The following is a 24,656-nucleotide window of genomic DNA, read 5'->3' as shown; positions in this document are numbered from 1 at the left end:
TTCTCAATACGGCGCTTCGCACTTGCCCATGCCGACATAGACGGTCTTGAGTTCGCTATAGTGCTCCAGCGCCGCTGCCGAGTTTTCACGCCCGAAGCCGGATTGCTTGGAGCCGCCGAAGGGAATTTCCACCGGGCAGAGATTGTAGGTGTTGATCCACAGCGTGCCCGCTTCCAGCTGATCCACCACGCGGTGTGCGCGGCTGATGTCGGCGGTAAACACCCCAGCGGCCAGACCGAACTCGGTGGCATTGGCGCGGGCCACCACATCCGCCTCATCATCGAAATCCAGCACGCACATCACCGGTCCGAAAATCTCTTCGCGGGCAATCACCATGTCGTCGGTCACATCGGCAAACACAGTCGGTTGCACGTAGAAACCTTCGTCGGACACTGCATTGGGAATGCCGCCGCCGGTGATGAGGCGAGCCCCTTCGGCCTTACCCTTTTCGATGTAGGAGAGAACCTTTTCCCGTTGGGCAAGCGATACCATTGGCCCCATCTGTGTCGCCTCGTCGCGCGGATCGCCCAGCACGATGGCTTCCGTGCGCTCCTTCAGCCTTGCAAGGAAACGCTCTTTCAGCGCCGTATGTACAAAAACGCGTGTGCCGTTGGAGCACACCTGACCGGTCGAATAGAAATTGCCTAGCATCGCGCCGGAAATCGCGCTCTCGATATCGGCATCGTCGAAGACGATCAGCGGCGATTTTCCGCCAAGCTCCATCGTCACATGCTTCAGTTGGGCGGCTGCGGCACCTGCCACCTTGCGGCCTGTCGGAACCGAACCGGTCAGAGAAACCTTGGCGACATCGGGGTGCGAAACGAGCAGCGGTCCCGTATCGCGGTCCCCCTGAATGACGTTGAAAACGCCTTTCGGCAGGCCCGCCTCAACGAGTATCTCAGCGATCTTCAGCGCCCCGAGCGGTGTGACTTCCGACGGCTTGAACACCATGGCATTGCCAGCCGCCAGCGCCGGTGCCGCCTTCCAGCAGGCAATCTGCTGCGGATAGTTCCAGGCCCCGATGCCGACCACGACGCCAAGCGGCACCCGCTTGGTATAGGCAAAGTCTCCGCCCAGCGGGATCTGCGATCCGTTGAGCGCGGTGGCGATGATGCCGCCGAAGAATTCGAGGCTGTCGGCGCCAGACGTCGGGTCAGCCACGATGGTTTCCTGAATGGGCTTGCCGGTATCCAGCGTTTCCAGTTCCGAAAGCGCGCGGTTGCGCTCGCGCATGATGTCGGCCGCGCGGCGCAGAATTCGGCCACGCGCTGTGGGTGAAAGTGCCGCCCATTCCTTCTGCGCCCGCTTGGCGGATTGAACCGCCTTTTCGACGATGGCAGGCGTTGCTGCGTGCAGGCGCGCAATCACCTCGCCGGTGGCCGGGAAGATGCTTTCGATGACCGTACCTGCGGCATCCTCGACATATTCGCCATCAATGAAGTGAGAGGCTTGAGGCTGGGCTTTCATGATTGTTCTCCGGCGGCGGATATCTGAGGAAACTGGGCAAGCTGCGCCGACACATAGTCTTCCACCAGCGTGATGGAGGCTTCGATGGACAGCGGTGCAGCCCGCAAGGATTGGCGAATGTAGAGCCCGTCGATCAGGGCTGCGGCGCCTTCGGCAATGCGGGCGGCCTGCGAGGCAGGGGCAAGCTGCTTCAACGCATGTAGCAGGTTGGAATGCAGGCGACGGGCATAGAGCACCAGAAGGCGACGGGTTTCTTCCGAGCGCTGCGCTTCCACATAAAAGGCAAGCCATGCTGCCACCGTTTCCGGTGTGAACTGGTTCGCCTGGAACGAAATACGGATAATGGCCGACAGCCGTTCACGCGGTGTGTGAGCCTGATGAATCGCCGTCACAGCATCGCGGCGCAACTCTCTCAAAAGACTCCGGATTGTGGCGATCAGCAATTGCTGCTTGCTGCCGAAGTAATGGTGCGCCAGCGCTGGAGAAACACCTGCCTCACGCGCGATGTCAGACATGGTGACATCCAGCGAACCATGGCTGCCGATCGTCTTCAGGGCTGCGTCTACCAGCGCCTTGCGGCGAACCGGCTCCATTCCAAGTTTGGGCATTTCGATCTCCTGTTAAAGGAGATTATATTTTTGATTGACTGATCAATCAATAAAAAATCGAAAATACAGCTGCTCGCTCCGAGGCGCTCGAGTCGAACTTAAAAGGCCTGATATTCCGGTTGTTTAAGGTTTGCTTTTTCACAAAACTATCACACAACATCAACCATCTGTTGAGGACTGCGATGTGATTGTCTCTCGCAATAAGTAATGCGTCAGGGAGACGTCGTGATGTCCGGGGCCGTGTCCGTTAAAACTCCTGTGCTGCGGCGTTTTGCCGACGGGCAATTGCTGAACCTCAGCAAGCTTGTCATCGAAAGCGCCTTGCAGCCCATTGTCGAGCTTTCGACAGGCAAGGTCTTCGGCTACGAGACGCTTCTGCGCGGCCATGACCGGCTGGGTTTTGCTTCCCCGCTGGAGCTTCTGGATACGGCGGAAGAGGCGGGCCAGCTTCTAGGTCTGGAGCAGATGTTGTCTGCCCGCGCGCTTGCGAAGTTCGCGACTGTTCCGGACTTTGCCCATGCAACCCTGTTCATCAATCTGGATGGCCGCCTTATTCGTTCCGGGGAGCAGATCGTAGATCGGATGTTGCAACAACTGCGACAGGCCGAAATCCCGCCATCCTCCGTCTGCTTCGAACTGACCGAGCGTTTCGACAATACCAGCGCACCGGAATTTGCGGCTTTGATGACGCGCATGCGCCAGGCAGGCTTCAAGCTGGCGATTGATGATTTCGGCGTTGGCCATGCCGAGATCAAGCTCTTGTGCGACTTCCCGGTCGATTACCTGAAGATCGATCGCCACTTCATCGCCGGTCTGGACGCCAGCCCGCGCAAGCGTCACCTCGTGCGCAATTTGGTCAACATTGCCCATGTGCTGGGCATCCGGGTCATTGCCGAGGGCGTCGAGCAGGAGGCGGAATGCCTGGCCTGCCGCGAGGCGGGGGTGGACATGGTGCAGGGCTGGCTCATCGCCCGCCCCACGACCTTCGTGAATGAATTACAGCCTGCCTATCCCTCGCTTGCGGATCTTGGGCGTGCGCGCCGAACCAGCAAGTCACTGGACGAGATCCTGATCCGCAGGCAGATCGAGCGGCTACCCACAGTGTTCGAGCATGAAGGTATCGAAACAGTCTTCGAACTGTTTCGCGCCAATCCGCGTCAGGCCTTTTTTCCGGTTCTGAATGCCAATGGCGAGCCGCGTGGCATCATCAGCGAACATCACCTGAAGGAATTCATCTACCGCCCCTTCGGTCGTGACCTGTTGAAGAACAAGCTCTATGAGCGTTCCATCGCCCATTTCGTCGAAGGCGCGCCGATCATCGGGCTTGATGCCAATGCCGAGAGGCTGATGACCATTTTCGCCAACATGGATGGCAGCGATTGCGTCATCCTGACGGAAAACATGCGCTATGCGGGCGTGGTGTCAGCTGCGTCGCTCATCCGCGTCATCAACGAGAAACAATTGCAGATCGCGCAGGACCAAAACCCGCTGACAGGTCTTCCGGGCAATCGGGCGATCCGGGATTTCATGCTGGAAGCCGGACGCGATGACGACCAGACCCGCTTCTTCTGCTATTGCGATTTCGACTTCTTCAAGCCGTTCAACGATCATTACGGCTTCCAGATGGGCGATCATGCCATTACTTTGTTTGCCGCATTGATGAAGCGCTACTTCTTCTCGCAGGGCGATTTCCTTGGTCATGTCGGCGGCGATGATTTTTTCATCGGCCTTCGCGACTGGACATGGGAGGAGGCTCAGGAAATTCTGGGTCGCCTGCTGTCGGATTTTCATGATGATGTCGTAGAGCTCTATTCCAGCGAGGATCGCGCCTCCGGTCGCATTCGCGGCCATGATCGCAACGGTATCGAGCGGGATTTCCCGTTATTGCGATGCTCGATCGGTGTCGTCGAGCTGCCAAAGGGGCTGCTGCTGGACGATGTCGGCCGCATCGGCGCAGCCATTGCCAACGTCAAGGCGCAGGCAAAGGATAGCGAGGCGGGGCTCGCCGTTCGCTGCTTTTGCCTCCAGTGCTGAAGGGCCTCTGCTGAACGGCGAAACGGGAACGAGGCAAATCGTCTCTCCGTCGAGATCCGATCTTTCCACGGTACGAAAGCTGCCCTAACTTCGCCGCGCATCCGCCGGATCCTTTTGGCCGGTGGATCGTCAGGATGTTCAGGAGAAGTTGCTCATGTCCCCGGTCTCAAGCCTGCCAACAACCATGCGTCACGTCGATCTTCCCTCCTTCGGTGCGCCGGACGTCATGAGCTTTACGACCGGTCCAGTGCCGCAGCCGGGGCGGGGGGAAGTTCTGGTGAAGGTGCAGGCGACGGGCATCAACCGGCCCGATGTGGCCCAGCGTCAGGGACATTATCCGCCACCGAAGGATGCAAGCCCCATCCTTGGCCTCGAAGTGGCCGGAACGGTTGCCGCGGTGGGAGCAGGGGTCACGGATTTCGCGGTGGGTGATCAGGTCTGCGGTCTCGCCAATGGCGGAGGCTATGCAGAGTACTGCATCCTGCCCGTGGGCCAGGCGCTGCCTTTCCCCAAGGGATATGATGCGGTCAAGGCGGCAGCGGTTCCTGAAACCTTTTTCACCGTCTGGGCCAACCTCTTCCAGATGGCGGGCCTGACCGAGGGCGAAAGCGTGCTCATCCATGGCGGCACGTCAGGCATCGGCACGACTGCGATCCAGCTTGCCAAGGCGTTTGGCGCCACCGTCTACACAACGGCAGGCTCTGTGGAGAAATGCGAGGCCTGTGAAAAGCTGGGCGCCACCCGTTCCATCAATTACAAGTCGGAGGATTTCGCCGCCGTCATCAAGGAAGTGACCGGCGGCAAGGGTGTCGATGTCGTGCTGGACATGATCGGTGCGGCCTATTTCGAAAAGAACCTGAACGTGCTCGCCAAGGATGGCTGCCTGTCCATTATCGCGTTTCTGGGCGGTAACCTTGCGGAAAAGGTGGACCTGCGGCCCATCATGGTCAAACGCCTGACCGTTACCGGTTCGACCATGCGTCCGCGCACGGCAGAGGAAAAGCGTGCAATCCGCGACGAACTGGTGAGCCAGGTCTGGCCCCTGCTGGAAGCTGGATCGGTCTCTCCGGTCATTCACTCCGTGCTGCCCTTCGATCAGGTGGTCGAAGCGCATCGCCTGATGGAAAGCAGCAGCCATATTGGCAAGATCGTCCTGACGCTTGAGTAACTCAGGCCCGTATCCGAATACACGCCAAGATGTTTCAGCCTCCCATTTGCAGGGAGGCTGAAACGGAAGGGCTCAATTGCCAGTCGGTGGGCAGTTGATAACTGGTGCATTTTCGCTGGCGTGCACCACGCCTGTAACTTGTCCCGAAACTACTCCGGCGCTGAAAAGCAGAACTTTACCTGTCACATTCAGATTTCCGCCCACGCATGACCATGCCGCACTGCCATCCGGCGGGGTTGGTTTGGTCATGATGGCAATATTGTAGCAGCTTCCCCCCGCAAGCCGGTGCAGGCCCATGCCTGACTTGAAGAAGGGGGCAGCTCCAGATTTGCCGAAATAGTTGTTGGCCGTGATGGCGATCTGTCCCTTCGGGTTGGTGGCGGAGGCGCCGACATTGGTGACGACGACGCCTACTTCATTTTTGGTCAAGGCTGTCAGGTCGATAGAGCCTTCGTCCTTGAGGCAGAAGCCGATGTCCGTTCTTGCCTGTTCTGCGGCATTGGCAATATTTCCCAGGATACTGGGGAAGGCGAATGTCGAAAGAAAAATAATACCCGAAATAAAGGAAATACGCATTAATAATCTCCGCATCTATGCGATCTGCAAATCCTCCATAATCCTGAACCTTCTTCCGCAACAGGCACGAAATACAATCTTTGGATGAAAAATTTATCTGATACTTTCAACGGAACTGATGCATGAGGCGGCTTTAAATGAGGAGTGACTGGATCACCCTCCACCCGTTCAAAATGAGCGTCGGCATGATACATTTCGTGCCTTGAAATAACGGTAGGTCGAGCCTACCTCCTTCTCATGTTTAACGAAACGAAAGGAGGTGATCCGATGTCTAGTGAGATTGCGGTTAGCGAAATGGACATGGGAAAGGTTTTGGTGACGACGGGGCAGCCCTCGGCCTGATCCACGCCTCCTGCAGGTTCAAGCCGCTTCGGTGGTGCTGAACCGGGTTCGTTTCGGACCAATACTCATGGAAGGGTCGCCGGTCGTGCGACCCTTTTTTATTTTCTGTAGACTTCCCGGCGATGACCGATCTCGATCACAAGGATGTCGAATGAACTATCGGTAATGCGGCAGATGATTCGGTGATCGCCGACCCGATAGCGCCAGCGGCCCTTCAACGACCCGGTCAGAGGCTTCCCGAATTGCCGGGGATCATCAGAGGGACTTATTCTGTGATCCATGTAATCGATGATTGATTTTGCTGTCGCTTTATCGATTTTGGTTAAAATTTTGAAGGCAGTATCCGAATAATTAATGTTCCAGACCAAGTGCTCGCCTTACATCGGTAGAGGTCATGGTCTTTTCTTCGCCGGAAGCAATTCTCGCTTCCACAGCGTCTGCGCGCAGATCTGCTTCCGCATCCAGAATGCCGTCTTCGATCACTCGGAACAGGAACTCATTCCGGTTCATGCCAATGCGTTTTGCAAGATCGGTCAATCGTCGATCCAGATCTGCAGAAAGTTCGATTGTTTCCGTCATTTTGTCTAACTCCGCGCTCTCCAGGTCAACATTATAGCGAAGAAGCGGCGGCTGTCACACCCCGATCCGGCCGAAGGCAGGGATCTTGATGCCCGGTCGCATCACGTCTAGACCGGCCACCAGCCCCAGAAAATGCACCTCGAAGCCGCTGCGCACGCCGGCAGACAGGCCGATCAATCCGCGGATCGTCAGGTGCAGATCTTTCCCGTCATCATCCAGATGTACGAACGCGCCGTCCGGGAGATAGTCGCGGCCCACCGCATGCGGCGGCAGGACTGCGCCCAGTTCCGGCACGCTGCGCAGCACATGCGCCACGAAGGTGTTGGAGTTCGGCCCCGGCCAGATGGTATAGCCGCCGGGCTCGGCATAGGGGTAGGCGGCAATTGCCGCTTCCACCTTGGGAATGAGCGCCTGCGCATCTTCGCCCGTTATCTTCGTCACCAGTTCCGGACGGTTGGAATACCAGAAGGCATCTGCTGGACGGTGATTGCGGCGGATGGGCGAGCCCCAGCCCACCTTGTCATAGCGTGTGTACGTCCTTGCACCCTTTTCCTTCGTCACGATCCAGGCGTGGCTGGCGACCGCGCCTTTCAGTCCTCCGGTCTTGGCGGAAAATACGTAGACCGCTGCCTCGTCGCTTTGGGAAGCCTCCGGCAGAATGCCCGCTGACCCCCAGTTGGCCTCACTCCAGCGGGCAGGGCGGTCCTGCAGCGCCCACCATCCGGCAGAGGCAAAGGTGGGCAGAAGGTATATGGCGAAGATCGCCAGCAGTAGTCGCTTGAGGAAGATGAAGGTCGTCATGAAGAATACGGGTGCTCGTCAAAATCTGGCTGGTTGTCGTCCTGTTCTCTCGCTATGAAGATCAGCAAAGCATCATCTTCGAGGCAGGCCCATGCAAAATCCCGTGACCGTTGAAGTAACCCGTGGTTCGCTGGTCGAAAGCCGTCATCGCGGCATGGCCGTCGTGGTGGATGGCGCGGGCAAGGTGCTGTTTCAGGCAGGCGATATCGAAGCCGCCGTGTTTCCCCGTTCGGCCTGCAAGGCCATGCAGGCTATTCCCCTGATTGAGAGCGGCGCGGCGGATGCCTTTGGCCTGACGGCGAAGGAACTGGCGCTTGCCTGCTCCTCCCATTCCGGTGAAGACGAGCATGTTTCGACGGCAGCGGGCATGCTGGCGAAAGCCGGGCGCGATGTCAGCGCATTGGAATGCGGCGCGCATTGGTCCTCCGACCAGAAAACGCTCATCCATCAGGCCCGCACGCTGGAGGCGCCCAATGCCCTGCATAACAATTGCTCCGGCAAGCATTCGGGCTTCATCTGCACCTGCGTCCAGTCCGGATGGGACCATGCTGGCTATATTGGTTACGATCACCCGCTACAGGCAGAGATCCGCGCCGTGTTGGAGGATCTGACGGGGGCAGCGCTCGGAACCGATAATTGCGGCGTCGATGGATGTTCCATTCCCACCTATGCCGCACCGCTGAAAGGTCTCGCCCACGGTTTTGCGAAGATGCTGACGGGAACGGGCATATCGCAAACTCGCGCAAAAGCCTCGCACCGACTGATGGAAGCCTGCATGGCGGAACCCTTCTATGTGGCGGGCACTGGGCGCGCCTGCACGAAGCTGATGCAGATTGCTCCGGGCAAGATTTTTGCCAAGACGGGGGCGGAAGGCGTGTTCGTCGCAGCACTGCCGGATCACGGCGTGGCAATGGCGGTGAAGTGCGAGGATGGCACGACGCGCGCGGCGGAAAGCATGATCTTTGCTCTCGTCGCGCGCTATTTCGAACCCGGCAGCCCGGAGCGCGAGGCGCTGATGGCGCTCGCAAACCGCACCATGAAGAACTGGAACGGCATCACGGTTGGCGAGATCCGGGCGACCGACGTGATGTTCGCCTGACCTTTCTCGGGTCGATCAGATACCTTCGCCAATCCGGGCCGTGCCAACCTGACCATTGTCGCGCACCCAGCGCAGCGTCTTTGAGCCTGTTTTGTACAGCTCGAAGCACATGGGCGCGCCCTTGTACCAGGTCTGGAACTGCTGGCAGAGGCGGTCGCCCCTGATCCACCATTTGCCGGTGTCCTCGGGTTTGATGAAACGGCCAAGCCCCAGCGCCTCGCCAGAACCGTCTACGACGCCATTCTTGCGATAGTTCAGCGGAAACTCGCCCCCCATGGGCGTTGCCAGATAGATGCGCTTGCCGATAATCATCGACTGAATGTCCTGCGCGGAATAGGCCTGCTCTGAAGCCTGCGCGCTCAGCGGCAATGCGAGGCCCGTTGAAACGATAACGGCAGAAAAAAGTTTGGCCCGCAGCACGGGAAGCAGCGTTTTCAAGGTCGTTCTCCTGTTACGTGCACACATGCGGAAGTAACGTAGCCTGTGCCGAACCGGATCACCGCTTCCTGACCGAAGGGCCGTATTCATGGCTTGCGCAACTGCACAAACATCGAAAAACTGCCCGGCTGAAATTGGAGGATTCGCCAAGTGTATCAATTGTTTTTCTCGCCCGGCGCCTGCTCGCTCGCCTCTCACATCGCGCTTCGAGAGGCCGGCCTTCCCTTCGAGCTGAAACGGCTGAAATTTGCTGAAGGCCAGCAGCGTTCACCGGACTATCTGAAGGTCAATCCGAAAGGCCGGGTGCCGGCGCTCGTCACGCCAGACGGCACCATTACCGAAACCCCGGCCATCCTGTTCTACATCGCGCAGATCGCGCCGGACAAGAAACTCGCGCCGCTCGACAATCCGTTCGAATTGGCAAGGCTTCAGGCCTTCAACAGCTTCATCGCGTCCACCGTGCACGTGGCCCATGCCCATGGACCGCGCGGCTCCCGCTGGGCGAACGAGCCCACCTCGCTGGAGGATATGCGGCGCAAGGTACCGGAAACCATGCGGGATGGCTTCCGCCTGATCGAGCAGGAGTTGACCGGCGACTTCGTGATGGGCGACACGTTCACCATCGCTGACCCCTATCTTTTCACCATGTCCAGCTGGTTGAAGGGCGATGCCGTAGAGATATCCGAGTTCCCCAGAGTCAAGGCGCATTTCGAGCGGATGCAGGAGCGGCCCTCCGTGCGTGAGGCGCTGGCGGCAGAGGCGGTGGGTTAACCAAGGGGCAGTCAGGCGCAGCGATATCGTTAGGCGTCGCGGTCCCTTACGATATCTGCCGTGTTTGCTATGCTTGCCCTGCCAAAGCTGTCCATTGGCAGATCGGCCTTGGCTCTGGCGTCCATACGCCGGATATCCGGGTGTTGTAGAGGATCTTCTGACGTTGTCGGGTCCTGCTTGACTGCCCAAGCGATCATTAACTTTAGAAAATCTAAAATTACCATGGGAGTTATCTCGCAAATAGTTTCATTTGCAAGCTTTATTTCCAGTAAATCTCCCTGGGTTTCAATTGAGAATATCAGCGGGATGCTATAGAAAATCTATATGCGTAATCTCAATCGTATACATCTTAATGGGCTGCGTGCGCTGGAATGCGTCGCCCGCCTCGGTTCATTGCAAGCAGCTGCCGAGGAACTGGGTGTCACAGTAGGTGCCGTCAGCCAGCAGGTTCTCAAAGCAGAAACGCAATTGGGACGTGCGGTCTTTGCCCGTACACCAAAGGGGCTCGTTCCCATGCAGGGCGCCGCTGAGTTGATCGCACGGTTGGAGCAAGGATTTCAGACACTGTCGGAGGCGGTTTCATCTCTTCATCAAGCGGATGATACTTTGCTGGTCGTCTCTATTGCCCCGGTATTTGCGTCACGGTTCATCCTGCCGCGCATCGATCGTTTCACAGCTCGACACCCGGAAATTCGCCTCCGACTTGATGCAACGACGCAGCTTGCCGATTTTTCCCGCGATGAGGTTGATGTCGGGATTCGGATTGGTCGCGGTCGTTGGTCCGGCGTGGATGCGCACCTTCTTCTTCCGCAGACGGTTTTTCCAGTGTGCTCACCCGCACTTGCGCAACAACTGCGAGAGCCTGCCGACCTTGTCGACATGCCCATCTTGATTGATGGTCACGCGATGTTTTCATGGGAGGTCTGGCTGGAGAAGGCCGGTCTCTCGAATGTCAGCATTCGGCCTCATCATGTATTCAGTGAAGCATCCCTTGCATTGGAGGCGGCGATTGCGGGTCAGGGTGTCATGCTTGCATGGCGGCTTCTTGCCATCTCAGCCTTGAGTCGTGATTGTCTTGTTATGCCATTCCCAATAGAAGCCGCGACAGGTATGGGGCATTACCTTGTGACACGCGCTGGTGCGCCGCGTCCTCCCAAGGTCCAAATGTTTGAAGCATGGCTACGCCATGAACTGGACGAAGCTATGGCCGAGTGGGAGGTTCTTGACGAACGAATGCGTGGGCGCTAATCCTTGACACATAGGGTCCGCAGTTCACCCAGGCGTCACCGCCCGTTCTTGACGGGAGCTAAACCTGCCATCATCCCCGTTTACACGACAGGTTGTCCTTCGTGCCGAGTCGGAAGACGGTGACCACCGACAGTATTCCACGGCACGATATCGAGGATAATGACGATGTCGAAAACTGTATCGGGCCTGGTGGTGACGGATGTCTCCGCTTTCGCCAAATCCATTCGCAAAGAGCTTCTGGCCCGCGAGACCGGAACTGGTGATAAGCCGGTCAGCCATCTGGAGCTTCTCAACATCCTGGCCCGCAGCGCGGGCTTCCGGAATTTCCAGCATTTGAAAGCATCGGACCGAAAAGTGGAGACCGGTTTTCGGTCAATCCGATGCGATGAACAAGCAGCTTGTGGTGCCGCCGAGTCCCGTTTTGATGCGCGCGAGACGCCAGAGCCAGACCCCATCGATCACCGCAAGATCGAGCAGGTTCTGCGATGCTTCGATGAGAGCGGCGTTCTTTTGCGCTGGTCGAAAAAGACCTCGCATCAAAGACTGGCGCTCTGGTGGTGCTGGGCCGCAATGCCGTCCAGGCGCGATCTGACGGAGCCGGAGGTCAATGCGGTTCTTAAACGGATGAATGACTTTGGCGATCACGTTCTCATGCGTCGTGAGATGATCGACTGGGGCATGATGACCCGCTCGCTGGACTGCAAGGTCTATCGGCGGGTGGAGACCAAACCGCCAGCAGAAGCGGCAAGCGTGATTGCCCGCCTGCAGCAGCGCAAGCGGGCAAACGTTTTGCCACGGCCTTCCGGCCGCGAGCAGTTCAGACTGGCCCGGATGCAGGTTCCGCCAGCCGCTTCTCCCACATCTGCTTGAAGGCGGGGCGGGCCTGCGCCCGCTCCAGCCAGCCTTTCAGCGCCGGACGGGCATCGAAGAGTGGCGCGTAAGACTGGGCATAGCGCACGATTTCCGCCACGTTGATGTCTGCCACGGTAAAGCGATCGCCCACCATCCAGGTCTTGGCTTTCAGGTGCTTTTCCAGCACGTCGAAAGAACGGATCAAGGCTTTGGCCGATGCTTCGATCGCGGCCTTCACCTCATCGGTCTGTTCAGAGAGCGAAGCGAAAGAGATTTTCAGGGCTGTCGCTTCCACTTCCGTTGCAACGAACAGCGACCATTGCATCATCGCCGCATCTTCCGCCAGATCGCGCGGGCCAAGTTCGCCACCGTATTTCTTGGCGAGATAGAGGGTAATGGCAAGCGATTCATGAACCTTGACCCCATCGTCGTCCATGGAGGGAATGGTGCCCATCGGGTTCACCGCGAGAAAGGCTGCGGATTGCGTATTGATCGGCGCATCGGGGGCAAGCGGGTTTTCAAGGCGCTTCGCCTGCACCACCGGAACATGCTCGAACGGAATACCCATTTCCGCCAGAAGCCAGAGCGGCCGCGTGGCTCGTGAGCGATAGGCACCGTAAAGTTTTACCATGGTCTGTCAGTCCCTTCTGATCGTGGTGACGGAACAGTAGGGAGGGCAGGGGCAGGAGGAAAGATCCGTCCGCGTGAACTGGCCATGAATGTTTTTGATCAACGGCTGCGGTTATCCGCGATGGTCAGATGTTTGTAGGCGCTGCTGCCGAAGACAAGATCTGCCGTCGCGGCATCATGCCAGCGATAGCCAATGATCGCACCCTTTGGCGTGCGTTCGAAGATGTTGTTGGCGATGGTGACTTGCCCGGCCTCTTCAACCACGGAGACAGCCATGCCTGTCTGCGCTTCACGGATGATATTGCCGGTCACCAGCACATTGCGAAGATAGGGCCCCCAGCCGGCCAGAAGGCCGAAGCGCGCCACGCGCTCCACCACATTCGCGGAAATCGCGGCGTCCGCCTCCGCCGCAATGCCATAGCCGAAGCCGACGCTGTCATGCACGTAAGGGCCGCTGTCGCGGATATTGCGCACGATGTTGTTAGAAATCACGCCCAGCCTACCGCCGGAATCGAAGTTCACGACGGAAATGCCGTTCGCCCCGCCATCCACCAGATTGCCGCTCACCAATGCCCCTTGGAAGCCGAATTCGGAATAGATGGCCGTCTCGCCGGAATTCAGGCATTGGTTATTGGTGATCTGCACATTGGAGGCGGCATTGGCGCGAATGGCGGTGAAGGCGCTGTCTGCAATGTGGTTGCCGCTGACGAGCGCATCATCGGCACGATAGAGGTTGATCGCATTGCCAAAGGGGCCGGTGCCGCCATAATCGGCTCGTGTGCGCGAAATGCGGTTGCCGGTCACCATTGTTCTGTCGGACCCTTTGACCGTGCGGTGAACCAGAATGCCGCCATTGCCACAGTTCGCCACCTCGTTGTCCGTCACGGCACTGTTGATGCCATCGACTGCCAAAACACCGTATTCAGCCACGTTTCCGATCCGGTTGCGACGAAGCGTGGCGCGGCATCCCTCCAGATGAAGGCCGCTCAGGCGAGATCCGGTAAACTCGCAATCCTCAATCGTCAGCTCGTTGACTGACTGCGCGGAAAACAGGGCCTTCGCCTCGGCGCCAAGCGGCAGGTTGGCACCATCGATGACAAGGCCGGACAGGCTGAGACGCTTCAGTCCGCGCGCGCGCAGAAAATGACTGCCGCCGGTGAAGGCGATACGGCTGGCACCGGCAATGCCGGTCAGGCGGGTGTTCTCCGGAAGATCGAACTGTGACAGGGGATAGGTGCCAGGCGGCAGGAAGACCGGCATGTCGCGAGCCGCTGCCTTGCGCATGAGATCGGCAAGATAGGCGGTATTGGCTTTGGAAGCGTCCGCTACCAGACCAAAGCGTCCCGGGTCGATGGAGCCGCGGAGATCCGCCTGTGGTTCCTGGCGTGATGCGGCAAGGGGGCTGTCGGGCCGAATCGACGCGGCCGCTGCTGCCCCGGTGAGCATGAAAAAGTCTCGACGTGACAAAGACTTAATTAAGTTCATCCTGATGCGCTCACTGTTTGGCATCCGCCAGTGTATCGGATTGAAGCACCGGATTCACCCCGGCTTGGCTTGCGTGAAAAACGTTTCACTTTGTGCTGTGCAAGTTAAGTAAGGGTAAGGGATTGTGCCCCATTATTCACACCGTTGCGCCTACGCGTGCATAGTTCGGGAGTTATCTCTGCCAGCGGCGGGACAGTGGCAGAGCCCGGATGTGTCGAATGTGCGCGGGGAGAGATTGCTTATGACAGATGCTATGGCTGGCGGCGGTTCCTCACTGTTGCCGGATGATTCGCTCCAGGATTTGCGCCAGCGCCTGATCCGGATTTCGACTTTGTTTTCCGCAGAGGACGGTCACTCGACCGTCATCCAGACGCTCGATGCCCGCGCGCTGCTGGATCAGTTTTCCGAAGAAGTCTACATGACGGATCGTCTGGGCCGGCTGGTCTTTGCCAATTCGGCGGCCATGGCGCGCATCCGTCACGGTGCGCCGCTCACCCTCACGCCCGATAATATTTACAGCGAGGAGGTTGAGGCGCGTTTCCTGCTGGAGCAGCAGTTGATGGCGCTTGGCATGGTGGACGAGCGCGAAGAGGTGGTGGAGGGGCCGGATGGTCGCAAGACCTGGCTTCTCATGACGCGCACCCCTTTGCGAGGCGATGATGGCCAGGTGGTGGGCCTGATGGTGATGTCCCGCGATATAACCGAACGCAAGCAGCACGAAGAGATCAGGCAAGCCTATGCGCAGGCGCTGGAAATGGTTGCGCGCGGAAAGCCGCTGCGCGACATTCTCGATCGTATCTGTCTGATGGTGCAGCAACCTTTGACCGGCATCTACGCCTCCATTCTTCTTTTCGAGGAAGAGGCTGCTTGCCTGAGGCATGGTGCGGCTCCCAGCCTGCCGGATGCCTATGTACGGATCATCGATGGTGTGCAGATTGGCCCGAAAGTGGGCTCTTGCGGAACCGCAGCCTGGCGCCGAGCGGCGGTGATGGTGCGCGATATTCAGAGCGATCCCCTGTGGGATGATTTCAAGGAGATCGCCGGGGCCTTCAATCTCCGCTCCTGTTGGTCCACGCCGCTGCTGGCGGCTGATGGAACGGTGCTCGGCACCTTGGCGCTCTATTCGGAAACCGTGCGCGAGCCGAGCGAGGCGGAACTCAGAATGACGAGCCTTGCCTCCGATCTGGCGGGCATCGCCATTGAGCGGGCGCGCAACGAGCAGAAAATTCGCTATATGGCCCATCACGATCCGCTGACCGGCCTCCCGAATCGCGCTCTCTTCTGGCCGCAGTTCAGCCGGGCGCTTGCCCAGGCTGCGCGCGAAAGCCGCAAGATCACGGTCGCCTATATCGACCTCGATAATTTCAAGCAGATCAATGACGGGCTCGGCCATGCCGTGGGCGACGAGGTCCTGAAAGTGATTTCGCACCGGCTGATCGAATCCATCCGCTCGACGGACCTTGCCGTGCGCCTGGGCGGCGATGAATTCGCCATCGTCTTCAGCAATCCGATGCAGGATGAGGCGCATGTCCTGCGTCGCCTGGATGATATCCGCCGGTTGATGGCGGCGCCTATCGAATTCGAGGGCCACAGCATTCATGCTACATCCAGCATGGGCGTGGCCTTCTTCCCGAAAGACGGAACAACGCCCGAGGAGCTTCTCGCATGCGCCGATGCGGCCATGTACGAGGCCAAGGCCGGAGGGCGCGACAAGCTGGCGGTCGCCCCGATGACCCGTATCGTCTCCGGTCGCTCGCTCCCGGCAGAGGCATGTCCCGCCGAGTGAGTGGCTTCCCTTGGCCGCTCTCCCGCCATATGGTCTCAGGCCGAAGCATTATCCCGAACTTGTGCGCCAATAGCACCGAAAAGGGCTGCATCCTCGCCAAGCTCGGCATTGGGCGTGGTCAGCAGCTTATCGCCATAGAATACCGAATTCGCCCCGGCGATCAGGCAGAGGATCTGCGCCTCCCGGTTCAGGCTGGAGCGACCCGCCGACAGGCGGACCGTGGACGTGGGCATCACGATCCGCGCCGTCGCCACCATGCGCACCAGTTCCAGCGGATCAATGGGCGTGTGATGCCCGAGCGGTGTTCCCTCGACCGGCACCAGCGCATTGATCGGAACGCTTTCCGGATGCGGATTCATCGTTGAGAGAACATGCAGCATAGAGGCGCGGTCGCGCAGGCTTTCCCCCATGCCGATAATGCCGCCGCAGCAGAGATCGATGCCGTAGGAGCGAACGGTCGCCAGTGTCTCCAGCCGATCCTCATAGGTGCGGGTCGTGATGATCTCGCTATAGAATTCCGGGCTTGTATCAAGATTGTGGTTATAGGCGGTCAGTCCTGCCGCCGCCAGCCGTGCCGCATGGTGGGGCTTCAGCATGCCCAGCGTGACGCAGGCCTCCATTCCGAGATCCCTCACGCCTTCCACCATCTGCACCACGGCATCGAAATCCTTGCCATCGCGCACCTCGCGCCAGGCAGCCCCCATGCAGAATCGTTCAGCACCCGCCGCCTTGGCCTTGGCTGCGAGACTGATCACCTTGGCCGGATCCATCAGCCGGTCCTTCGTCAGGTCCACTTCTCGATGATGCGCGGACTGCGGACAATAGGCACAGTTTTCTGGGCAACCGCCGGTCTTGATGGAAAGCAGGCTCGCCTTCTGCACCTTGTTGGGATCGTGATGCTCGCGGTGAATGGCATTGGCGCGACCGACCAGCTCCAGCAACGGCAGTTGATGCACCGCCAGGATTTCATCCACCGTCCAGTCCAGCCTCACGCTGCCGACAGCCACCTGTGTTCTTCCTTCTGCCGCCTTGACGATGCCGTGATCCATAGCTTTACCATTTTATCTATAATTTTGAACGAAGGAGCGCATAAGTGCACAACTCCGCCGGAATCGCAACCTCGGCGCGGAGACTTGCGGTGAATCATTATCTCAGCCGCAAATTTTTATAGATAAAAATCCCGCCAGCCGGAAGACGTTGACCTTGCTGCCCAGGCGGGTGCCCATCCTGCAGCCGAGTAATGATCTCGGCTGCATAGCGTCGATTGCGGCGCTTGGATCGGGTTCCCTTCGAAAATTGGATCTTCAGCTTTGCTTGGTTTCGAGTCCCTATAGGGAAGGCCAGGTCGATAGATGATGAGCAGGCAACGGCGACTTTTAGTGCGTTCCCGTCCTGTCTTGCGCGGGAGTGGGTGCTGCTTCGAGGTGCATTGTTTCTCATTCCTCTCCATCATCTGAGAGCACCTGTTGTATTGCGGTAATGAAGGCGATCGGGTTCTCGACCTGTGGCAAATGCCCAGCCTGTGCAATCGGGAAAATACGAGAAGACGGGTTGGCAGAGCATAGCTTGCGGCCACTGGCCAGTCCTAGCTGCGGCAAACCATCCTGTTCGCCCCAGATGAAGTCTATCTTGGTCGACAGCAGGTCGGGGGAGCTCGTTACGGAGTAGAGGAGGCGAAACATTATGTTTGCCATGTCGGAACCCGATTGCGAGAGATTGGCTCGGATTGCATCCGGTACATTGGCTGGATCGCAAAACGCGGTCTTGAGCACCGCGGGGCTATAGAAATTGGCAATAAGGCTCCTGAGGGCGAGTGAACGGAAAGGCACAGCCCCGAGGACTTTCCGTATCGGAAGCTTTCTCGGAGGAAAACCGTCGACCATGATCAGATGCCGAACGAGGTCAGGACGGTCCGATGCGAGTTGCCATCCAATACTTGCGCCAAGCGAATTTCCAACAACCGCTACATCATGGAGTTTGAGCGCAGCCAATAGGTCCGCACAGATGCTGGCATAGTCGTTGTAGTTGACCAGCGATGTCTCAAAATCTCTCCATATGCCTGGCAGTTCGATTGCAATCACCGTATGCTGCTTGGCCAGGTCCAACCATACTGCACCCCAGTGCGCCTCGGCTCCCGCCCAGCCGCCATGGACGAGCAACACGGGCGAGCCTTGGCCTCCCATCCAGTAATCGCATGGGCCAGATACTGTTGTTATTCTAGTCAGCTTCACCCGACCGCTCCGCACCAAAATACGACCGGAGCGCGGAGAGAACCCTGACCGCTGCGGCGAGTTCCTCATCGGTTGTTTGCTGTAGTGCCTGCGAAGATACGTTGGCCTCCATCGCCAGCACTTCGGTAATCAGGCGTACGCCTTCTTCCGACACCCCAAATCGATCCGATCGTTTGTGAGCCGGATTTGTTTCCCGCTCCACCAGTTTCAGGTGTTCCAGTTCATTGGCCAAACGAAGAGCAAATTGCCTTTGGACAAGCAGGCGTTGGGCCAGCGTTGGCACGGTTTGCGCGCCGTGTTCGAACAAGCATTGAAGCATTCCGCGTTGTGGTACGGAAATCGACCGCGTCCTCAGGTTCAGCTCGGCTGCTTTATAAAGCCCGTGGAACACCGGTCGTATCAGGTCGGTGATCGCCTTGATGTCTTTCTCACGTCCCATCGCGATCTCCAGCCTCAATTGACAACCAGATTGTCATTTAGACAACCTGGTTGTCAATGTTGAGCGGGTTCTTTTTCGGCTCGCTTGGGATGAAGTTGTCGGTAAAAGAGCCAACAGCGGCAATGAACTTGCCCGTCTCTGTCAGGAGAAGTCCTTGCCTCAGCCTGGCAATTAGCAGAAGCACAAGCCGCGAACGGACCTTGAGGACCACGCGCACTCTTCAAGGAAGCTGACGAACCTTGCAGCGAGCAGGTATGTCGGCGGCAAAGCGAGAGCGGGGCAGATGAGCTCTTCAGGTTGGCGGCTGGAATGGGCGCGGCAAACGGAATGTCTCATGCTGGGATGGCCGACGGCCAGAACGGACTTCAGCGGGTGAAATGTTGACGTCCGGGCTTGGTCCTTTGCGGACAAACTCATCGCTGTCTGTTAAGAATACCTGAGCATATGGCGAGGCCGTGGATGCAAATCCAAATCAACTTGGCGGTACATGATGATTTAGAGCCTTGGCTTGGGCTGGCTGAGGAAGTCGCGCCTCTCTTCGGTCTCATGCCGGATTTCGATGCTGTCCTGATCCGGAAGATTGCGCAGCAGCAGGCCTACTGCGCAAGAACAAATGATGGGGATCGCGAATTTGCGGGAGGTGTCATCATAGGGGGTGGCGGCGACACCTATGCCATCCGCTGGCTCGCGGTTCGTTCATCCTTTCAGCGCCTCGGTGTAGGCAATTCACTTGTAAATGCTGCCATTGCCAAAATACCCGCGCAGGCTTGCATTTATGTGGACACCTTCGTTGCAGGTAGTCCGGGAGCGGTTCCAGCTAGGAAATTTTACGAGAACTGCGGTTTCACACCGCGCGACATATGGACAGAGGGTAAAGTCGTCCGCCAGCGATACGTGCGGCTGCCCTAGGGTGTTCGACCTTTATGTCCGCATGTGTCGCTGAAGAGCCTCGCCCGCCTGTTGTTCAGTCTTGTTCGGGAATATGCGAAATCTGGTCGAAGCGGTCGATAAAGCGTTCGAAGAGTGTGCCGAAGGCGTGGCGCTCCTGCGGGCTCCAATCTTCCAGAACGCTTTCGATCATGTCCTGTTTGACATTGCGCAACTCCGAAAGCAGCGCTTCGCCCGCCTGCGTGATCTGGATCAGCGAGCGACGTCCGTCTTCCTGGCAGGCGTCCCGCCGCAAGATGCCGCGGGCAACCAGTTCTGCCACAAGCCGGCTGCCGCGGGAGGCATCAAGCCGCATGGCGTCGGCAATGGCCCCCACCGTCACGGTCTGTTGTTCCGCCCGAAGCCGATGCACCACATCCAGAATATCCAGTTGCGAAAGATCAAGACCCGGCGCAACGCGCGCAATGGCAATGCGGCTGATCACCCGGCGACCCATCATCAGGCGCATACGCGTCATCGTATCGCCGATCCTTAGAGCATCGGCGTTCGGTTTCTGCTCACCCTGAATTGTGGCCTGATCCTTCTGCATGTGGAACCCGTATATCAACTGCATGTTTCGTTCAAGCTTCTGCTGAAGGCACGCGTTTGACGTTGACAATTATGTGCGTTTAGCACATGAATTCCCAAAATTCAGGAATGCTTCATGGACATGTCTTCCCGCCCAGCCGAATTGCCGCTGCCTCCCCTGGTGACCAGTCACACCCGGCGGCTCGTCATCTTTCTCTTCCTGCTCACGGCCATGTTCATGGCCACGCTCGATAACCAGATCGTTTCCACCGCCCTGCCAACGATCGTCAGCGAGTTTGGTGAGCTGGAGAGGTTCGGCTGGGTGGGCTCTGCCTTCCTTCTGGCCATGAGCGCGGTCATGCCTGTCTATGGCAAGCTGGGCGATCTGTTCGGCAGAAAATACGTCATCATCGGTGCCGTCACTCTCTTCACCCTGGGCTCTTTGCTGTGCGGTCTGGCCTGGTCGATGAATTCGCTCATCGCCGCGCGCGTCTTCCAGGGCCTTGGCGGCGGTGGCATCATGGTGTCAATCTTTGCCATCAATGCGGATCTCTTCGAGCCGCGCGAGAGGGCGCGTTACCAAAGCTATTCCAGCCTTGTCATCATGGCCTCGGGAAGCGTCGGCCCGCTGATCGGTGGCACGATGAGCGATCTCTTCGGTTGGCGCTCCATCTTCCTCATCAATCTGCCCATCGGCATCTTCGTGCTGGCGGGCCTCATCTTTCTGCTGCCCAACCGCCGCCCCAGCCGTCAGCCGAAGATTGATTATCTCGGTGCAATCCTGCTGGCCGCTGCCAGCACCTGCGTGGTGCTGCTGACGGATGGTATTACGCTGTTCGGGTCGATCTTCTCGCTCGGCAGTCTGGCCGTCTTCGCGCTTGGCACCTTTGCCGCCGTGGCCTGGGTCATGGTGGAACGTCGCGTGCCGGAACCCATCGTTCCGCTTCGCTTGTTCAAGGATTCCACCTTTTCGCTCTTCCTCATCATCTCCCTTATGACCGGCGGCGTTGCCATCGGCATGGTCAATTACTTCGCACTCTTCCTGCAGATGACGACGGGCCTTTCGCCAACGCAAGCCGGGCTGTTCTTTATTGCCGTCACCGGCGGCATCGTCATCGGTTCTTTGACAGCCGGACGTCTTATTTCGAAAACTGGTCGCTACAAGCCCTTCGTGGTGGCGGGATTGGTGCTGAATATTGTCACGCTGCTTCTGTTCTCCCAGCTGCATGCGGGAAGCTCCTTGGTGCTGGTTGCCCTCGTCATGCTGCTGCAGGGGCTTTCTGTGGGCCTTGGCCAGCAGGGGCCGATCATCGGGGTGCAAAATGCCACGCCGCGCGCCGATGTCGGTTCTGCCACCGGCGCCGTCACGCTCACGCGCATGGGCGGCGCGGCCATTGCCATCTCGGTCTATGGCGCCGTCATTGCCTCGCATATGCACGGCATCAGCATTCCCGGTGTCGAGAATGCTGCCGCCATTTCGCCGGACCAGATGGCAAAACTGCCGGAAGCCACCCGCATGGCCATTGCCAATGCCTATGCGAATGCTTTCGAGCCCATGTTCCTTACTGCGGTCGGCTTTGCCGTTGTCGGTCTCATTGCCGCTTTGATGTTGAAGCCCGTCCGTCTGCCGGTGGCAGAGAAGGCGAACTGAAGGCCTTTTAAACGCTTCGCAAACGCCTATCTTCAAGCGCATGAAACCAGAGGCGCTGCTGCATCCCACACCTGCCGGGCTCTATTGCCCGCTCGGCAATTTCCATGTCGATCCTGTGCGCCCTGTGGAACGGGCGCTCATCACCCACGGTCATTCCGATCATGCCCGTGCAGGCCACGGCAAGGTGCTGGCCACCCGCCAGACGCTGGATATCATGGCGCTGCGCTATGGCGAGGATTTCACCCGAAGCCAGCAGGTGGCCGAGTGGGGCGAGGTGATCGATGTGGATGGCGTGAGCGTGCATTTCCATCCCGCCGGCCATGTGCTGGGCTCGGCCCAGATCGCCATCGAAAAGGATGGAATGCGCATCGTCGTCTCCGGCGATTACAAGCGTGGTGTCGATCCCACCTGTGATGCCTTCCAGCCGGTGCCTTGCGATGTCTTCATCACCGAAGCCACCTTTGGCCTGCCGGTCTTTCACCACCCGGACCCGAAGGCCGAAACGCGCAAGCTGCTGGCGTCCATCCGCCAGTTCCCGGAGCGCACGCATCTGGTCGGAGCCTATTCGCTCGGCAAGGCGCAGCGCGTCATTCGTCTCATCCGGGACTGCGGCTATGACAAGCCCATCTTCATCCATGGCGCGCTGGCCAGGCTCTGCGATTACTATGTGAGCCAGGGCATCGAGCTTGGGGAACTGCGCCCTGCCACCATCGAAAAGAAGGACCCTTCTGCCTTCCACGGCGCGATTGTCGTCGGCCCGCCCTCGGCCTTTCAGGATCGCTGGGCACGGCGCTTCAACGAGCCGTTGATTGCCTTTGCCTCCGGCTGGATGATGGTGCGCCAGCGCGCCAAGCAGGGCGGGGTGGAACTGCCGCTGGTTATTTCCGATCACTGCGACTGGCCGGAGCTTCTGGAAACAATCCGGGAGATCTCCCCGCAGGAAGTCTGGGTCACCCATGGGCGGGAGGAGGCGCTGGTGCGCTGGTGCGAGCTTCAGGGCCTGCCTGCCAAACCACTGCATCTCGTTGGCTATGAGGACGAGGGGGATTGATGAGGGCGCTTTCGATGGCGAAGGATTGCAACGGCGCTACCCGTTCCCACCTCCCCTTGAGGGGGAGGTCGCAGCGCAGCTGCGGGTGGGGTGATAGCAACACCTTCTTTAGAGTGCGGCCTGTCCGCCTTCTTGCTCTAGCGCTTTGTTCTCTCCGGCCTCCTCATGCCGTACCGCTTGTCACCCCACCCGGCGCGGCGCGCCGACCTCCCCCTCAAGGGGAGGTGGGAGTGTGCGGCTTCCGTCATGCCCCATCGCGGAGGCTTCACCCATGAAACCCTTCGCAACGCTTCTCGACCGTCTGGTTCTCACCCCATCGCGCAATGGCAAGCTGACGCTGCTGACCGATTATTTCCGCTCCACCCCTGATCCCGACCGTGGATACGGGTTGGCGGCTCTGGCCGGAGCGCTGGATCTCAAGGCCATCAAGCCTGCACTGCTGAAAGAGCTGGCGCTGGAAAAGCTCGATCCGGTGCTCTTCCAGTATTCCTATGATTATGTCGGCGATCTGGCCGAGACGATATCGCTGATCTGGGACGGTGGCGAAAAGGAGCATGTAAGCGAAGGCGAGCAGCCACGCCTTGGTGAGGTCGTGGCCCGCATGAATGCGCTGGGCCGCACGGAGGTTCGTTCTGCCGTGCGCGATCTGCTGGATCATCTCGATCACTCCAGCCGCTTCGCTTTCCTGAAGCTCGCCACCGGTTCGCTGCGTATCGGTGTCTCGGCACGGCTTGCCAAGCAGGCGCTGGCGGAGATGAGCGGTCCCGATGGCATGAAGAAAGACGTGACCGAAATCGAAACCTTGTGGCACGGACTTGAGCCGCCCTATGAGCCGCTGTTTGCCTGGCTGGAGGGCAAAGCCGAGAAGCCGGTTCTCGCAACGCCTGCCATCTTCCATTCGGTCATGCTGGCCAATCCCGTGGAAGAGGGCGATCTCGACAAGCTGAACCCTGAGGACTACGCCGCCGAGTGGAAATGGGATGGCATCCGCGTGCAGATGTCGAGCTTTGGTGGCACAAAAAAGCTCTATTCCCGCTCCGGTGATGATATTTCCGGCGCCTTTCCCGATGTCATCGATGCGATCAATTTCGAGGGCGTCATCGATGGCGAACTGCTGGTGGGGGGCACGGCCCGCTCCAACAGCGCGACCCGCACTTTTTCCGATCTGCAGCAGCGGCTGAACCGCAAGACGGTGTCCGCGAAGATGATTGCGGATTATCCGGCCTTCGTGCGCGCCTATGACCTGTTGTTCGATCGCGACGAGGATATCCGGGCACGCAGCTATCTTCGGCGGCGCGAGGAACTGTCAGAGGTCATCGAAAAAGCGCCGCATGACCGGTTCGACATTTCACCGCTGATCGACTTCCAAAGCTGGCTGCAACTCGATCAGCTAAGACTGGCTCCCCCCGATCCGGTCGTCGAAGGCGTGATGATCAAGCGCAAGGATAGCGTCTATCAGGCCGGTCGCCTCAAGGGTCCGTGGTTCAAGTGGAAGCGTGATCCCTTCAATGTGGATGCGGTGATGATGTATGCCCAGCGCGGCCACGGCAAACGCTCCAGCTACTATTCCGATTTCACTTTCGGCGTCTGGGCGGAAGGAGAGGGCGGCGAGCAACTGGTGCCGGTTGGCAAGGCCTATTTCGGTTTCACCGATGCGGAACTGGAGGTTCTGGACAAGTTTGTGCGCGACAATACGGTGGAACGCTTCGGTCCGGTCCGTTCGGTCCGGGCAGAACCGGGTTTCGGTTTCGTGCTGGAAGTAGCCTTTGAGGGTATCAACCGCTCAACGCGACACAAATCCGGTGTTGCCATGCGGTTTCCCCGTATTTCAAGGCTTAGAATGGACAAGCTGCCGCGTGATGCGGACAGGCTTTCCACGCTGACCGCCATGGTGGAGGGGCGTGAGCAGGATATCGGGGCCTGAAACGAAACAAGCCGCCGGGGA

25 protein-coding genes are annotated in these 24,656 nt (G+C 58.8%); 11 read left to right on the top strand and 14 right to left on the bottom strand.

Annotated features, from left to right (window positions below; translation table 11 throughout):
• Window positions 1-3: 3 nt before the first annotated feature.
• Together betB and betI are read right to left on the bottom strand one after the other, a co-directional pair.
• Window positions 4-1,467: a betaine-aldehyde dehydrogenase gene (gene betB, locus E8M78_RS13000; protein WP_137135428.1), complete on the bottom strand. Its 1,464-nt coding sequence runs from the start codon at window positions 1,465-1,467 to the stop codon at window positions 4-6.
• Complete coding sequence (betI, locus tag E8M78_RS12995) at window positions 1,464-2,075, bottom strand: transcriptional regulator BetI (protein ID WP_137135427.1); 612 nt, start codon at window positions 2,073-2,075, stop codon at window positions 1,464-1,466. The genes betB and betI overlap by 4 nt, the downstream gene beginning before the upstream one ends.
• A 228-nt stretch (window positions 2,076-2,303) precedes the next feature.
• Between betI and E8M78_RS12990 the strand changes: the two genes are divergently transcribed.
• Both E8M78_RS12990 and E8M78_RS12985 read left to right on the top strand, forming a co-directional pair.
• Window positions 2,304-4,109 (top strand): EAL domain-containing protein, encoded by a 1,806-nt coding sequence (locus E8M78_RS12990; RefSeq protein WP_246658310.1) that lies wholly within the window; start codon window positions 2,304-2,306, stop codon window positions 4,107-4,109.
• A 154-nt stretch (window positions 4,110-4,263) separates the two neighbouring features.
• Window positions 4,264-5,277: an NAD(P)H-quinone oxidoreductase gene (locus tag E8M78_RS12985; RefSeq protein ID WP_170973420.1), complete on the top strand. Its 1,014-nt coding sequence runs from the start codon at window positions 4,264-4,266 to the stop codon at window positions 5,275-5,277.
• A gap of 72 nt (window positions 5,278-5,349) precedes the next feature.
• Here E8M78_RS12985 and E8M78_RS12980 read toward each other — a convergent pair whose 3' ends face one another.
• The 4 genes from E8M78_RS12980 to E8M78_RS12965 form a co-directional block, all read right to left on the bottom strand.
• Complete coding sequence (locus E8M78_RS12980) at window positions 5,350-5,853, bottom strand: hypothetical protein (RefSeq protein ID WP_137135425.1); 504 nt, start codon at window positions 5,851-5,853, stop codon at window positions 5,350-5,352.
• Between the two features lie 440 nt (window positions 5,854-6,293).
• Window positions 6,294-6,563 carry a type II toxin-antitoxin system RelE/ParE family toxin gene (locus tag E8M78_RS12975; RefSeq protein ID WP_137135424.1) on the bottom strand — a complete coding sequence of 90 codons (270 nt, stop codon included), beginning with the start codon at window positions 6,561-6,563 and terminating at the stop codon, window positions 6,294-6,296.
• Window positions 6,547-6,774, bottom strand: a complete 228-nt coding sequence (locus E8M78_RS12970) for a CopG family transcriptional regulator (protein ID WP_137135423.1) — start codon at window positions 6,772-6,774, stop codon at window positions 6,547-6,549. Before E8M78_RS12970 ends, E8M78_RS12975 begins: the two co-directional genes overlap by 17 nt.
• Window positions 6,775-6,828: 54 nt before the next feature.
• The gene (locus E8M78_RS12965; RefSeq protein WP_137135422.1) at window positions 6,829-7,575 is read right to left on the bottom strand and encodes a DUF3750 domain-containing protein; all 747 of its coding nucleotides are present in this window, start codon (window positions 7,573-7,575) and stop codon (window positions 6,829-6,831) included.
• Window positions 7,576-7,666: 91 nt separating this feature from the next.
• Here E8M78_RS12965 and E8M78_RS12960 point away from each other — a divergent pair, with 91 nt between their 5' ends.
• Window positions 7,667-8,674: an asparaginase gene (locus E8M78_RS12960; protein WP_137135421.1), complete on the top strand. Its 1,008-nt coding sequence runs from the start codon at window positions 7,667-7,669 to the stop codon at window positions 8,672-8,674.
• A 15-nt stretch (window positions 8,675-8,689) separates the two neighbouring features.
• Here E8M78_RS12960 and E8M78_RS12955 read toward each other — a convergent pair whose 3' ends face one another.
• Window positions 8,690-9,043: a hypothetical protein gene (locus E8M78_RS12955; RefSeq protein WP_137135912.1), complete on the bottom strand. Its 354-nt coding sequence runs from the start codon at window positions 9,041-9,043 to the stop codon at window positions 8,690-8,692.
• Window positions 9,044-9,262: 219 nt separating this feature from the next.
• Here E8M78_RS12955 and E8M78_RS12950 point away from each other — a divergent pair, with 219 nt between their 5' ends.
• From E8M78_RS12950 to E8M78_RS12940, 3 genes are all read left to right on the top strand, one after another.
• Window positions 9,263-9,883 carry a glutathione S-transferase N-terminal domain-containing protein gene (locus E8M78_RS12950; RefSeq protein ID WP_137135420.1) on the top strand — a complete coding sequence of 207 codons (621 nt, stop codon included), beginning with the start codon at window positions 9,263-9,265 and terminating at the stop codon, window positions 9,881-9,883.
• 324 nt (window positions 9,884-10,207) lie between these two features.
• Complete coding sequence (locus E8M78_RS12945; protein ID WP_137135419.1) at window positions 10,208-11,131, top strand: LysR substrate-binding domain-containing protein; 924 nt, start codon at window positions 10,208-10,210, stop codon at window positions 11,129-11,131.
• 165 nt (window positions 11,132-11,296) lie between these two features.
• On the top strand, window positions 11,297-12,001 hold the full coding sequence (locus tag E8M78_RS12940; protein ID WP_137135418.1) for a DUF2087 domain-containing protein: 705 nt from the start codon (window positions 11,297-11,299) through the stop codon (window positions 11,999-12,001).
• On the opposite strand, the gene E8M78_RS12935 is transcribed toward E8M78_RS12940, so the two are convergent.
• Window positions 11,949-12,614: a glutathione S-transferase family protein gene (locus tag E8M78_RS12935; protein ID WP_137135417.1), complete on the bottom strand. Its 666-nt coding sequence runs from the start codon at window positions 12,612-12,614 to the stop codon at window positions 11,949-11,951. The genes E8M78_RS12940 and E8M78_RS12935 overlap by 53 nt on opposite strands.
• Window positions 12,615-12,712: 98 nt before the next feature.
• Window positions 12,713-14,098 carry a TIGR03808 family TAT-translocated repetitive protein gene (locus E8M78_RS12930; RefSeq protein WP_281405063.1) on the bottom strand — a complete coding sequence of 462 codons (1,386 nt, stop codon included), beginning with the start codon at window positions 14,096-14,098 and terminating at the stop codon, window positions 12,713-12,715.
• A 241-nt stretch (window positions 14,099-14,339) separates the two neighbouring features.
• Here E8M78_RS12930 and E8M78_RS12925 point away from each other — a divergent pair, with 241 nt between their 5' ends.
• Window positions 14,340-15,884, top strand: a complete 1,545-nt coding sequence (locus tag E8M78_RS12925) for a diguanylate cyclase (RefSeq protein ID WP_137135415.1) — start codon at window positions 14,340-14,342, stop codon at window positions 15,882-15,884.
• A 35-nt stretch (window positions 15,885-15,919) separates the two neighbouring features.
• On the opposite strand, the gene bioB is transcribed toward E8M78_RS12925, so the two are convergent.
• From bioB to E8M78_RS23310, 4 genes are all read right to left on the bottom strand, one after another.
• Window positions 15,920-16,933: a biotin synthase BioB gene (gene bioB / locus E8M78_RS12920; protein ID WP_137135414.1), complete on the bottom strand. Its 1,014-nt coding sequence runs from the start codon at window positions 16,931-16,933 to the stop codon at window positions 15,920-15,922.
• Window positions 16,934-17,320: 387 nt separating this feature from the next.
• Window positions 17,321-18,067, bottom strand: coding sequence for an alpha/beta hydrolase (locus tag E8M78_RS12915; protein ID WP_205910237.1), 747 nt, complete (start codon window positions 18,065-18,067; stop codon window positions 17,321-17,323).
• 34 nt (window positions 18,068-18,101) lie between these two features.
• Window positions 18,102-18,554 carry a MarR family transcriptional regulator gene (locus E8M78_RS12910; RefSeq protein WP_137135412.1) on the bottom strand — a complete coding sequence of 151 codons (453 nt, stop codon included), beginning with the start codon at window positions 18,552-18,554 and terminating at the stop codon, window positions 18,102-18,104.
• Between the two features lie 37 nt (window positions 18,555-18,591).
• Window positions 18,592-18,765, bottom strand: a complete 174-nt coding sequence (locus E8M78_RS23310) for a hypothetical protein (protein WP_170973417.1) — start codon at window positions 18,763-18,765, stop codon at window positions 18,592-18,594.
• A gap of 248 nt (window positions 18,766-19,013) precedes the next feature.
• Between E8M78_RS23310 and E8M78_RS12905 the strand changes: the two genes are divergently transcribed.
• Window positions 19,014-19,463, top strand: a complete 450-nt coding sequence (locus E8M78_RS12905) for a GNAT family N-acetyltransferase (RefSeq protein ID WP_170973416.1) — start codon at window positions 19,014-19,016, stop codon at window positions 19,461-19,463.
• Window positions 19,464-19,518: 55 nt separating this feature from the next.
• Here E8M78_RS12905 and E8M78_RS12900 read toward each other — a convergent pair whose 3' ends face one another.
• On the bottom strand, window positions 19,519-20,031 hold the full coding sequence (locus tag E8M78_RS12900; RefSeq protein ID WP_137135911.1) for a MarR family transcriptional regulator: 513 nt from the start codon (window positions 20,029-20,031) through the stop codon (window positions 19,519-19,521).
• Window positions 20,032-20,145: 114 nt separating this feature from the next.
• On the opposite strand from E8M78_RS12900, the gene E8M78_RS12895 reads away from it, so the two are divergent.
• The 3 genes from E8M78_RS12895 to E8M78_RS12885 all read left to right on the top strand — a co-directional run bounded on the left by E8M78_RS12895 (window position 20,146) and on the right by E8M78_RS12885 (window position 24,635).
• Window positions 20,146-21,660 carry an MDR family MFS transporter gene (locus E8M78_RS12895; RefSeq protein WP_137135410.1) on the top strand — a complete coding sequence of 505 codons (1,515 nt, stop codon included), beginning with the start codon at window positions 20,146-20,148 and terminating at the stop codon, window positions 21,658-21,660.
• 40 nt (window positions 21,661-21,700) lie between these two features.
• Window positions 21,701-22,711 carry a ligase-associated DNA damage response exonuclease gene (locus E8M78_RS12890; protein ID WP_137135409.1) on the top strand — a complete coding sequence of 337 codons (1,011 nt, stop codon included), beginning with the start codon at window positions 21,701-21,703 and terminating at the stop codon, window positions 22,709-22,711.
• A 271-nt stretch (window positions 22,712-22,982) separates the two neighbouring features.
• Complete coding sequence (locus tag E8M78_RS12885) at window positions 22,983-24,635, top strand: cisplatin damage response ATP-dependent DNA ligase (RefSeq protein WP_137135408.1); 1,653 nt, start codon at window positions 22,983-22,985, stop codon at window positions 24,633-24,635.
• Window positions 24,636-24,656 lie beyond the last annotated feature (21 nt).

The organism is Rhizobium sp. FKY42, from assembly GCF_005222835.1.
Classification (GTDB): domain Bacteria; phylum Pseudomonadota; class Alphaproteobacteria; order Rhizobiales; family Rhizobiaceae; genus Neorhizobium.
This window is presented reverse-complemented; position numbering and strand designations above follow the sequence as displayed.